Below are 13504 nucleotides of genomic sequence, written 5' to 3' on the forward strand. Positions count from 1 at the left end.
ACTCCCTTGATAATTTACTAAGCAAGTTGTCTTTTAGCTAACTGGGTGAACACGCCATTTTGTTCAAACAATTCATCATAGGTGCCGCATTCGATTACCCGGCCCCGATCCAAAACAATTATCTTGTTGCAATCGGCAATTGTGCTTAACCGGTGAGCTATGACTACTCGCGTTGCATTTAATCCGGATAAGCTTTTGCCCACGATTCTTTGGGTTTTATTATCCAAAGCACTGGTAGCTTCATCAAAATAAACGATCTTGGGTCCGGAGATAATCGCCCGGGCAATTAAAAGCCGCTGTTTTTGTCCCCCGGAAAGTGTGCCGCCACTCTCACTGACCATGGTGTGCATGCCCATGGGCATACTTTTAATATCCTCTTCCATACCCGCCATGCGGGCCGCTTCCCAAGCGTCGTCAATGGTTAAGCCCGGGTTCGCCCCGATAATGTTATCAAATATACTCCCGGACATTAATTGTCCGCCCTGAAGCACCACACCCAGTTGACGGCGAACGGCACGTATGTCGACATTTGCTAAATCCTGTTGATCGTAATAAACCTGCCCGGCTTCCGGCTTCTCAAAACCCAGTAATACCCTGAATAAGGTTGATTTTCCGCTGCCCGAAGGCCCTACTATACCCACATAGTCCCCCTGTTTGATTTCCAGCGTAACATCGTCTAAAATTAATGGACCGTCTTTTTCATAGCGGAAACTGACATGGCTGACTTCAATATTGCCCCGGAGCTCTCCGGGATCCGCCTTTTCCTGGTCAAACTCGGGCAGAGTTACCAGAATAGGCTTGGTTCTTTCATATAATGGCTTAATAATATTGAGCTGCAGGATCACAGTGGATATTTCAAGCATGGAGCTTAGGAATTTGGTAAACGCCGAGTTAAAAGCAATAAACTTGCCCGCAACCAGATTTACATCTTGCATTTTCAAAACCGCAAAGAAGATAATCCCCGATGCAATTACATTGACGGTGGAATTGAAAACCGCCATATAGTTACCCAAGTTTTCCTTTTTATATGTAACGTCCCTGACCTGGCTGAATTGCCGGGCCCAGTTATGGAAAGCCCGTTTTTCAGCCCCCGCGGTTTTTATTTTGCTCACACCGCTGAGCAGGTTAAAAATCTTTCCTGAAAGCTTATTTTGCAAATCCACCAATTGGCGCTCATAGCGGATTTGTAAATACCCGCATGAAAGAGATATGGCCATAACAAATATAACAATAGCCAAGCAAATAAGGGCCAGTTTCCAGCTATAATAAAACAACAGGAAAAAATAAAATATCGAGAAGATACCGGAAATGACCGTGTTGGAAACAGCACCCGATAAAATAGCCCTGATCTGGCTCACGCCCATGGCCCGTTCGGCCAGCTCACCGGCAGTGTAATCCTTAAAAAAGGGTACGGGCAGACTCAATAACCGGTCCCAGATAGCCGCCTGCAAATCAGACTCCGTTCTTCCTTCTATCCGGTGCATAGCAAAAGCTCGGGTCAGGTTAAAAGCAAAAGTAGCTGTCGCAATTGCTATGAGTAAGAAACCAATCTGTGTGAGCAGCACTCTTTCACCGTCGGGAATGACGCTGTCAAAGATTATCCCCGTCACCACGGGAGTCAGCATGCCTAATAATCCACCCAGAATGCCCATAAGTAAAACGGTGGTAAGGTCCCTCTTCCGTATCCCACCGGCTAAAAAACCAAGTAATTCTTTATAACCGATCACCTTTGGGGGAAGAGGACGATAAAAAGTAAAAGCGTACGGTTTCAGAAGATCCGCTGCCTTACTGTCTACAACAGCCATGGTCTCGTCTGAAGGGTCATATAACTCGTACTTGGTTGGCGACAGCGGCAATAATGCCAGCGGCCGCCCGTCTTCTTCCCTGTAAACCAGCAGGGCGCCGTTGTCTTCTTTCCACCATTGATCTTTTAAGATAATTTGTCTCATTCTAATTTGTGACGCCCTGGCGATATCACCCAGCAAGTCCTTGGATGCCGCGTTTCCTTTACTAAGCTCGTTAGAAGGGACAATTTTAATATTCTTGGCCTTGCCCACCGCTGCGCAGGCCTTAAACAGCAAATTATCCACCAATGATTCTTGCACACCATCATCAGGCTTTTGTTTTAAGTTCATAGAGTTGACAAGACTGTGCAATCCGCTGCTCATTGAATAGTTGTCTGTCTCTTCTCTTGCTTGACATCTTAATACCTCTTCTTTTTTTTCGGCCAGAAGCAGCTCGACAACCCGGTTAAAAGCAGTTTTATTAAAGCCGGCCAGGTTATCTAATATGGCGCTGAGTTCAATATCCCGGCCAAAGTGCCGTTCTTCTTTAATCCCGGTACCGGTCCAATTTTTAGTCCATTTTTCCAGTAAGCCGGACAGCTTTTTCATATCTTCTCCGTCAGTCCCTTTCAATAACTGCCGGATTTCAGCCGCCAGTAATCTGGTTCCCGTGCACCCCACTGCCAGTAACCCGTACTGCGTCTCTCCCCTGACAACGGGCTCGGCCCCTAATAAGAGGTCCCCTTTTCCCGCGGTAAATAAATATTTTCTGCGGCCGGCCGCTTCACCGGCTGAGATTTTGGCGGCAAACAGATCAACCTGTCCCTCTTTAACTACCCATACTTTACCTGCGCCCAGAATTACAGGGTTGTTCCCCTCAGCTTTTATTTCTTTATGCTCCAAGCCTCTTAAAAAGTTCACGGCTCAACCATCCTTTACTCCGATACTACAACTTAATATTGTTTGCTTTACTGCGCCCGCCAATCTTTTGATTATGCTGTAGTATTAACTGGCACGTATTAAATCCGCGTAAAGTCCACCCATGTTTTTTAATCCCTCGTGAGTACCGCGCTGAACAATTTTACCCTTATCCATGACGATTATTTCATCACAATCCCGGATGGTACTCAAACGGTGAGCGACAATAACGCAGGTACAACCGCGCCGGCGAATATTTTCATCAACCGTTTTTTCCGTTTGCACGTCCAGAGCACTGGTTGCCTCGTCTAAAATTAATATTGAAGGGTTGCCGGTTAACGCTCTGGCTATTTCGAACCTTTGCCGCTGCCCGCCGCTAAAGTTCGCACCGCCCTCACGTACTTTGTGCTCATATCCTTTATCCCGGGTAGTTATAACATCATGTATGCAGGCATCCTTGGCGGCGCGTATAATACCGGTTTCCGGTATTGTATTATCCCACATGGTCAGGTTCTCCCTGATGGTCCCGTCAAACATATTGATATCCTGGTCAACCACAGCCAACGAATTGGTTATTACATCTCGGGGCAGCTTGTCTTTAGTTACCCCGTCAAGAAGCACTTCTCCCGACCAGGGTTGGTAAATGCCGGTAATCAACCTGGCCACCGTACTTTTACCGCTGCCGGAACCGCCTACCAGAGCCACCCGGGCACCCGGCCTTAAAGTTAAGTTAAAATTTTCAATTAGAGGAGGGTCCCAGGGATTATAGCCAAAGGTTAGGTCTTTTATTTCCAAATACCCTTCCAGCTTTTTGTATTTATCTTCCTCGTTATCAACAGTTATTTCCCGGCTGACATTCTCGTCAACCTTGTATTTAAAAACATCCTCCAGGCGGTTTATATCCCCCTGCACTTGTTTTATCCGCATGCCCATTTGCGTCAAACTGTTGACCGGGTTCATAAAGCTCGCCAACAAACCCTGGAAAGCAATTAAAGAACCTATGGTCAGGTTGCCGTTAATAATGATCAGGCCGCCCACAAACAGGATAACCACGTCGGCAAATTCCCTTAGAAAATTAGGCAGGTGAAACAGAATTTGCGTGGTTTGGCCCAACTTCTGCTGGGCATTAATCTGCTTGGCATGGTAGCCCGACCATTTGGCAAAAAAGTCCGATTCGGAACCGGTGGCCTTTAATGTTTCAATAATGTATAACCCCGAAATGGAAAAACCCCTTACTTTGCCCGCATCCTGCAATAATTTTTTATTCATGGTTTCGATCTTGTTGGACGAATAAACCAGATAGACAATACTTATCCCGCCGAGAAGCAGGGAGATAAGGGTCAGATAAAAGCTATACTGCAGCATAACAATCAAGTAAAAGACCAGCGTCAGCATACCGATTGCCGTCTCAGCCAGTTCCCTCGATAAAAAGGCGGCTACCTGGTCATTGCTCCGCATTCTGTTGGCGATATCGCCGGCGGAACGCTGTTGGAAAAAAAGCACCGGCAACCTAAAAATATGCCAGAAAAATTTTCCCGCATTGGTCAGGGCGATTTTTGTTTCCATCCGCAATAAGTAATGCTGTTGCAGCCAGGTAAGCGTGGCCTGTAAAATAACCACCGCCCCCATCACCCAGAGTAAGGGTTTGAGCCAGTCACTCTTCCCGCCCAGCAGGATATTGTCGATAAATATCTTGGAAAATGTGGGTATAATGAGCCCCGGTATAACCATTAACAATCCTACAATAACTAAATAGACCAGTGCCGTTTGTGAACCTTGAACCCAGTTTTTCAAAGAAACTATAAAACTGCTTTTTTGACCACTGGGCTTAAAGTCCGGCCCGGGCCGAAACGCCAAAATTACCCCGGTAAAAGACAGGTCAAACTCCTCTTCTGTAACCACTTTGGGACCACTGCCGGGATCGTTGATATACACCTTGTCCTTGTCAAAACCCTCCAAAACAACAAAATGGTTAAAATTCCAGTGGATAATAGCAGGCAGGTGCATCTCCCTCAGGTCCCGCGGTTCTTTGCGATAGCCTTTAGCCTCAAAACCGTATCTTCGGGCCGCCTTGAGTATATTGCTTGCTTTTACACCGTCGCGGGTAACCCCGCAATCAACCCTCAGCTGCTCAAGAGAGGTAAACTTTTTATAAAAAGCAAAAATCATCGCCAGGGAAGCGGCGCCGCATTCCACCGCTTCCATTTGTAGTATGGACGGAACCTTTTTTCTCTCACTTTTTGTCCCCAAGGCAATCACCCCAATATTCAAGCACTGAATTATTCAAACAAAATCTTTTTAATAAAGGGAATAACCATATTGATTGGTCGCTGTTCACTTACTTTTGCTTCCCCGATGCATAAAGTTCCGCTATCTATGATCATTTTCGGCCCATCGGGCGTGGACCATTTATACCCGCTAACCGTACCGCTATTCCTGATTAGTTCCACCCTGACCTCCACGGGCGAACTTTGACCCAACAACTTGTTGACCAATTCCGCATTGCCCAGGGTAAGCATCATACCCTGGGAACTGACGGGATATTCGGAAACTGATTTAACGTTTCCCAGCATATACCCGTCCTCTTCTTTTTTAACAGTGGTGGGAGAAATGTTAACCTCCATGCCCGGGTGTACCTTTTTCCCTTGCTCCACCGGTATAAATACCACCGCCTCCAACGATTCGGCTTCATTTTCTTCTTTGGCAATACTGCAAACACTGCTGCCTGCCTGTACCAGGTCGCCTTTTTTAACCTGCAGCTCCAATACACGCCCCGCAACATCCGATGTAATATCGCTGTTAATAACAAGCTGCTCCTGCAGCCTGGCAATTTCGGTTTCCAGTTCCTTTTCTTTTGAAAACTTGATTTTATTTAATGTCTGTATCAAAACTTCTAAATTTTCCTCGGCCTGTTGCACTTGGGACCGGGTATATTCATTACCTTCCAATTGCAGATTCCGCAGCTGCTCTTTCTTGTTTTGCAGATTTGATTCGCTCAATATAAAATTACGCTCAGCTTCTTTAAAATCTTGTTCGGATACAGCGCCATTATCAAACAAGTACTTTAAGTTTTCATAGTTTTCCTTTGTTTTTTCCAGCTGCAGCGTCGCCTGGTTCAGTTCCGATTTAGCCTGCTCCAGCTCTATAGCCCGGGTTTTTTCGGCAGAGCTTAGATTAGCTCTCTGGACATCAAGGCTTGTCCTGGCATATCCTATATCCCGAAAAAATTCAGCTATTTGCCCGTAAGTATTTAGATCCAGCTTATCATCTTCCTGCAGGGGGTTATTCGGGTCCAATTCCTTTATAACTTTCAGATCCACTTTAAGTTTATTGATCTCTTCGATAATATCCGTTTGTTCCGCCCTGGCGATTACATCACCTTTTTCCACGTAATCGCCCTCCCGGACACTAACATCGGTTATCTGGCCGCTGACGCGGGGAATTACGCCGGAGACACCACCGCTGGATATAATAATCCCCTGGCCCACGGCCTTGTCGGGTATTTTCCCGAAAATTCCCCAAATAATGCCCGTTACAACCAGCATAATAACAGCCAGGCAGGCCAACCAGCCTGTTGGCGATGTAACTGTTAACCGCTGATCCAATTCTTCCGGTGAAGACAAACGATCCAGGGATACTTTTCGGAAAACCTTATTTTCAGCCATAATGCCGTTACCTCCCTCCAAGGGTTCTCGTCAATCAATATATTTCAATTCGCCGTTCACTATTTTTTTCTTATATACTTCCCTGCCCTGAACTTCCCCGTAATCGTTAAAGGAAATATCTCCGGCAACCAGACGCATGGATTTCATATTCCGCAAATAATCAGCCAGCACCGCCGGTGAACAACTATCCGTTTCTTCAATTGCCCGGGTAATCAGCTGCAAAGAATCGTAACCCTGTATGGCCCACACATCGGGTTCTTCACCGTACTTTTGCCTGTATCGTTCTTTAAACTCCTTTAATTCCGGTCTCCCGTCAAGAGGGTTATATATAGTGGCCATCACAACTCCCTCGCCATCCCCCCCCAGCGCTTCGGCTATGTTGCTTACATCCAGGCCGTCACCGGATAAGATGGGGGTACGAGGATCAAGCTTCCTGAATTCCTTTATGAATTGGCCTCCTTCCGGCATGTTCAGAGCCAGGAATACCGCATCAAAATCCAGGGCGGTCCATTTATCATGTGCCCTTCTTAGATCGATTTCACTTATCATGTCGGAACATCGGTCAACTATTTTGATGCCGTTATTTTTGGCCTCTTTTTCAAAGGCATCCGCCAAATTCCACCCGTAGGAGCTATCCTCGTAATAAATTACCATATGCTTAAAACCCTCGTTTTTAGCGTGCAGGCATATGTGCTCGGCCACTTTTTTATCGCTGGGCACGTTTTGGAATATGTAACGGTAATTATTTTCGGCCAGCTCCGTGTTGGATACGGTGGGGACTACTACCAACAAGCCCGATTCTTCATATATCGACGATACCGGGATACAAATATCCGAAAACCAATGCCCGATTACTGCCGTCATGCGGGTGTTTTCCGAAAAGCCCTGGGCTATATCCACCGCGTTTTTAAAGACTCCCCGGTCATCAACAATCTCCAACTTAACTTTTTTATTATTTACGCCACGGGAGTTGATATCCTCAAGCGCTAGTTCCAGCCCCTTTAAAAAACCGGTGTTCTTTTCCGTAAAATCACGGGGAACGGGAACCCCGATAATAATGTCGTCCCCTTGGCCGGCTTCCTTTGCTCTCTGTTTTGCCAGGTCAGCGTCCCAACAACCGGTTAACGTACCTAAAGACAACATAAAAACCAAAAGTATTTTGACAATTCTTTTCATATCACCGACCTCATTTCCCCTTTATTAATTAATTTGTTGCTGATATCTGTTAGAGATAAGGATAAATGCCATCAGCAAAGCCAACAGAACTCCGGTTATCAATCCCACTCCCATTCTCATGCCCAGGGTCAGGGTAAAACCAAAAATAATGGGCCCGGCCATCATGCTTGCATTAACCATCACGCTGAAATAAGCAATAGCCTTGTTTATCTCCAAATCCCGTACCGGCTTTAAGTTTAAAAAATAAGTCGTCTGCATGGCCAACCCGAAACTCTCGGCAATACCCAGCAAAATAACCGTTACAAAAGCTGCGGGAATAGTACCCCAGAACATAAAAACAGCCAGTGCACAAGCAATTATAAACAAAGAGAATATTATACCTTTTTTATCTCCCAGGTAACGGGTCGCCAACCTGGTCAAAACCGGTCCAAGATAAATAATGCACAAACCTTTTAGCAGAAAAGCCCGGCTGATATCGCCCTGGGTAAGGTCATGTCCCTTAGCAAAAAGCGGGAAATAATAATCTAAAAACGCCCCGGCAATAAAGAAAGGGGCAAATATTAACAACAAAAACAAGAGCGCTCTTTTGTCGGATATGAAATTGACAAACTTGTTCCAGGCAGAAACCGCACTGGTTATCCTGCGCTCAATTTCCAGACCCGCCATTAACTTGTAAACATAAGCGCAGGAAAAAATTACCATCATAGCCGATAGGCAAAAAACCGTTTGATATCCTATTCTATCGGCCAGCATGCCCCCGATAACCGCGCCGCAATTCAATCCGGCTATGGAACCCGCTGAAAACTCCGCAATGGCAAAATTCCTTTCCGGCAAAGAGACCGCTAAACTACGCAAAGTCATTAATATAAATCCGATGCCTAAACCGGCTATCATTCTGGAAAGAATAAAGGGAATAACATTGGAACTTAGCCCGGAAAACAAATTTCCCACTGCTAAAAATAACACGCCCGTATAAAAAATAGTTCTCCAGCCCCGTTTATCTATCAGCAGTCCGGCCACGACAATGGCCAGTATCCCCCCCAGCATTTCGGCGGAAATAGGCAGCCCCAGCACCACATCCCGGGGCATGCCCCAAATGGGTTGGTATAGATTCTGCATAACTATGGGAACAAAGGTAATGGACATATAAACGCAAATATTTACAACAAATATTAATCCTCTAATTAACTCGGAAGTATGGGAGATTGCCGGGCTAAACTTTTTGTTTGCACCCGGGATACTACCGCTGCTCATGACCATTGTCGCCAGCAGGGTTAATTCGATCATGAAAAAGAAAGAAATTATCAGGACAGTTAGCATGTCCAATAGAATTTCGAGCATCAACCGGTCAATATAAGCAGAGGAGATTCGGGCACTGACCGAAGCAACCGCCCGGGAATTGACAGAATCCATCACAACGGCGCCGGTACCCGATCCGGGTTCAGTAATAGCTATACTTTCCAACAGAGGCAGCCCGGATTTAATTTTTCCCAAATATTCATCTACGCCGTCCACATCTTCCAGACCGATCCCCATACGGTAAACATTTTCTATGTTTTGGGCCACCATGTTCTCTACAAAGCTTTTACTCTGCAGGGCCAGATCCCCGTAAGCGTTTTTAAAAAGATGATAGTTAATGCCGCAATATAACAACTGAGCCGAACCTAAAACGGCAATGAAAATAATTAAGATCCTTTTCCTGTTTACTTGGCCGTCCGAGGTTAAAAGTTCGGTCTTTAATAAAATTATGTATAATAAAAAAAATGTCGCTAACACTACCCCCGCCAGATAGACAACTAATTTATTCTTATTATCGTTGTTTAAATTTTGGAACAAATTCCCCGGAAGGGCCATGCCCAGAGTAGCGACCCAATTGGCATCGGAGCCGAGAATTTTTAAAAATATGTAATGTTTTCCTTCAAAAGATTGGTAGCTGCATTTTTCATTTATCGTACCCTGCTGAAAAACAGCTGTTGTTAATAACTCTTCAGGTAATGTTTCGTTATTAACAAAACCGTGCAAATCATATAGGATTTCTCCGCGAGGCGAAATTATATTTATATAGTCGACCTCTTTAACAATTTTCTTTAACTCGTTCAGGGTATCGCTCATGCCGTAAAAATTGTCGATTGATTTACCGTAATGCAGAGCATATTCAATTTTTCTAACCAGTTCATCGCCGGCAATGGAATAAGTATTTACCAGAGATTTATTATAATTATCCACGAAGGTCATGTAGTTAAGTGTTCCGGTATAAGCCATAATTATCACTAACAGGATCACAGCCAGCAATAACATTTTGGCGTTTGCCTTTTCCGTTGGTGCGGTGGAATGACCGGCCCGATAGTTATGGGGAAAATTATTGGTTTTTGTGGGAATCATTTCTGCACCATCCATTTTGGCCAACATCTAGTTTAAGACACCCAATAACATCGACTTAAAAACCTACTCTCTTACAACAAAATTAGCTTTTTTATGACAAATTAGTTTTTATTTCATATATTAGCACTAATAACCTGAAAATACTAGCAGGGGCAAAAAAATTACCATTTTAGCTAACAACACATACCATTGACTTTCATGCGTACTTGAAAGTATTTCTATTGGTTATTACAACTAAAGCTCCATTTCATTACAGATCAAAAATAATATGTATTTTGACTTTAAATTGCAACATGCGGGTAAATAGCATTCTTTTTCTACATAATATTTTACGGTATGACTCCAAACATTTTCTAAACAAAAAAGGACACCTTTAAGTGTCCGAATAAGGATATCCTTTCAAGTTAAAGAAGTTGATGAGTTTTCTTCGTAAAATATTCTTATTCCTGTTCCAGTTCCGCTCGCCTGTCCACCGGCCAATCGGAATAAATATCCTCAAGGTATACGCCCCTGCATCCTTCAGCACCCATATGCCATACATCACAGACCATTCCCCGTGTATCCAACGCATATCCGGATTGACGTTTCTGCAGGTTTCCTTCCAGTCCGCAGTGATTCAGCAGACTTTTGACATTAGTAAGATTGGTATGGAAAAGATTGCGGGCTTTTTTAATATTTAAATCCGGCCACAGATCAGCCAGGATTCTTTCGGTTAAAACCGGCCTTCCTTTCCAGTGCAAAAGATAAGCAAAAAGCTCTTTTGCTTTTAACGTGCGCCAGAGCAGGGGCTTATTCCAGTCACTGTACAGGTATACTTCGAAGTTCCCCAAACAGCGAATAAAAAGTTTTATCCGGGTTTGTTCCCCTTCCATAATTAGCTCTTTCAATATAGCAAATCCCGCTTCTCTCACCAACTCGTCGGGGTCAAAGAAAAGCGACTCTATTTCCCTCCATGGTCTGTAGTTGCCAATTTTAAAGAGCTTTACCGCCTTGCCCCGGACTTGAGAATCCGGATGCCTTAATAGTTTTAAAAGCAAGGGAACCGCCCGCGCATCCAAACGCAAAATAATTCTTTCAACAAATTCCTGTTCTATCTCATTTACTACAGCGGTTTCAAGACAGGGAAGCAATTCGGGAAAAATCAGAAAAAATCGCTCGTACCGTTCGGCCGCAGCCAATTTTAAACTTTGCCCGGCAAATGCAATCATACCTATCTTGTTACCATACTCATTTGAGATCACTGATTTTAATCCATAGAGCATGGATAGCTGGAATTTTATTCCGGTGGATTCACCTATAGGTATAGCTAGTTTTAACAGTTTATCAGCTTTTTGATACTGTTTGTATTTAATATAATAAAGTACGAAATAGGGCGACATATAAACAAGCAGATAGCGTGATTCGGCCTTAAGATTAATAATCGTTTGTTTCATTAGGGATTCCGCCTCCGGCGAAGCTTCACCCTTAAAGTATGCTACAATTACTATATGAAAAGCTTTCAGCATCATTTCATAATAGGCAAGATGCCCTCCGGTCTGTTTAAAAGCATTCTGCGCCAACCGGCAGTAATAGTCAATTTCTTGCAAATCCCCATGTCCAAGTAAGGTTACTGCTATATTAAAGTAAACCAGATGCAAATCCTCGGTAAAACCGACCCGCTGTTTCCTTTCCACCGAATGTTTCAGCATATCAAGCGCTTTAGCAAGATCGCCCCGCTCTCTGTATATACAAGACATATAGAGCGGAATAGACCCTTGCTCAAGGGTATCTTCATTACCGTTACAGGAATTCAAAATCTGCTTATAAAGCTCCTGCGCAGCCGAATAATTCCCCCGCAGGAAATATAGAACAGTCATATACCTGAAAAGTCTCTCTGCCGACTGCTTATTCTCCCATCTTTTCCTCCGGCTAAGAGCCTGTTCGGCAGTTTCTATAGCTGCCGGAATGTCTCCCGCCAACCATTGACTGTAAACCTTTTCAGCAGCCAGCTCCAGGCTATACCTGGATGGAAAATCCCCCCCATCCTCTAAAAATTGGTTTATAAATCTGGTACTTTCCATAAAGGAGGCTTTATACCTTAAAATCCTGGCCTTGTGGATTGCAGCTCTGAACAGCATATCCTTGTCGCCGGTTCCCTTAAATAAACTAAAAGCCTTGTCTATCCACTCCCCGGCTTCCGCAAAACTTCCGCTGTAAGATAGCAACTCACCCTTTAGCATGATTAGTACGGGACTTTCCAAAAGTCCTCTTTCCTCCAAAGTGGCAAGCCAACCTTCGACAGTCTTCAATCTTCCTTGCTGAAGCATTTGCTGTCCCGCCTGTTCTATCGATTGTACCAGCATTACGTTATCCTCAGCTAATCTAAAGCATTCAACCGCTTGTTCAAAAGCGCCGCTTTGCAGATAATAATTTCCGGCTCGGTCAAAAGCCCCAGACTTTTTATCTGCAAGCAGACCAAGTAAAAAATCTCTAAAAATATGATGATACCGGTATGAAATCACGTCTCCCGTGCCCATAGCAGTAATGAATAAACTTTTTCTTTCAATATATTTCAGCTTCTTCGCGGCATCCTGCAAATTAAGCATATAATTGCAAGCTTCCGGAGTTATATTTTCCAGTACGGAAGTATAAAGCAGAAATTTTTGAATTTCAGGCGCAAGTCCAATGAACAATTCATCGAAAATGTAATCGAATATATCGTTTTTAGCCCTTAAAAATGCGGCCTCCGTTGAACCGCCCATTGAGCCTCCGAAGGCCAGTTTAAACAATTTAAGTCCCAAGGCCCACCCGTTCAGCTTGCTGTGAATTGCCTCAACATATTCTTCATCCAGGTAATTTTCATCAATTACACGAAACAGCATTATGGCCTCTGATCGGTTGAATTCAAGATCCCGCTGATTTATTTCCATAATGCTCCCACTTGCTTTCAGCCTTAAAAGCTGCAAATCCGGCTGATGCCTGCAAGATATTATGACATGAACAGAGCCGGGAATGTAGCTTATAAAATGCTCCATAAACTTTAATATTGCCTTATCATTTATTAAATGGAAATCGTCAAAAACAATAATTAATCCTTTTCCCGCCGTATTCTCCAACTCATTAATTACTGATACCATTAGACTGTAGTATTTTTTATCGCCTTTTACATCTTCCGGGTTAAATCGGGGTAAATTTACCTGAAAATCAGGTACCGCCGCTGAAATTCCGCTAATGAGATACTGAAAAAACTGCACCGGATCATTGTCGGAGGAGTCAAGCTGGTACCATACAAAGGGTACCTCCGTACCGTTAACGAATTGATTAATAAAAACTGTTTTACCATATCCCGCAGGAGCGACAACAAAGGTGGCTTTTCTCTCCTTATAGCTTTCCATCTTTAGTAAAATTCTGCTTCTATTAATAATTTCTTGACCTAAACGCGGCAATCGCAGCTTGGCCGTAATTATATTATTGTTATTCAATTAATTACTCACCCCTGTTGAAGCATCTGCGTTATTATAAATGTCATTATTTCTATAATAACACAAGGTTCACAGGGGTTACCAGGCGGATTGCAACTACAAAACTGTTGTACCAATT

General features: G+C 43.9%; 6 protein-coding genes. All 6 read right to left on the reverse strand.

The window, feature by feature from the left end; all coding sequences use genetic code 11:
• Positions 1-17: 17 nt before the first annotated feature.
• The 6 genes from ABDB91_RS18165 to ABDB91_RS18190 all read right to left on the reverse strand — a co-directional run bounded on the left by ABDB91_RS18165 (position 18) and on the right by ABDB91_RS18190 (position 13386).
• Positions 18-2705 carry an NHLP bacteriocin export ABC transporter permease/ATPase subunit gene (locus tag ABDB91_RS18165; protein ID WP_347489124.1) on the reverse strand — a complete coding sequence of 896 codons (2688 nt, stop codon included), beginning with the start codon at positions 2703-2705 and terminating at the stop codon, positions 18-20.
• An 84-nt stretch (positions 2706-2789) separates the two neighbouring features.
• Complete coding sequence (locus ABDB91_RS18170) at positions 2790-4952, reverse strand: NHLP family bacteriocin export ABC transporter peptidase/permease/ATPase subunit (RefSeq protein ID WP_347489125.1); 2163 nt, start codon at positions 4950-4952, stop codon at positions 2790-2792.
• Positions 4953-4981: 29 nt separating this feature from the next.
• Complete coding sequence (locus ABDB91_RS18175) at positions 4982-6367, reverse strand: NHLP bacteriocin system secretion protein (RefSeq protein ID WP_347489126.1); 1386 nt, start codon at positions 6365-6367, stop codon at positions 4982-4984.
• Positions 6368-6397: 30 nt separating this feature from the next.
• On the reverse strand, positions 6398-7543 hold the full coding sequence (locus ABDB91_RS18180; protein WP_347489127.1) for an ABC transporter substrate-binding protein: 1146 nt from the start codon (positions 7541-7543) through the stop codon (positions 6398-6400).
• 24 nt (positions 7544-7567) lie between these two features.
• Complete coding sequence (locus ABDB91_RS18185; protein ID WP_347489128.1) at positions 7568-9952, reverse strand: MFS transporter; 2385 nt, start codon at positions 9950-9952, stop codon at positions 7568-7570.
• A 413-nt stretch (positions 9953-10365) separates the two neighbouring features.
• A complete protein-coding gene (locus tag ABDB91_RS18190; protein ID WP_347489130.1) occupies positions 10366-13386 on the reverse strand; it encodes a hypothetical protein in 3021 nt (1006 codons plus the stop codon).
• Between the last annotated feature and the right edge of the window lie 118 nt (positions 13387-13504).

The sequence above is a fragment of the Desulfoscipio sp. XC116 genome (assembly GCF_039851975.1).
GTDB lineage: Bacteria > Bacillota > Desulfotomaculia > Desulfotomaculales > Desulfallaceae > Sporotomaculum.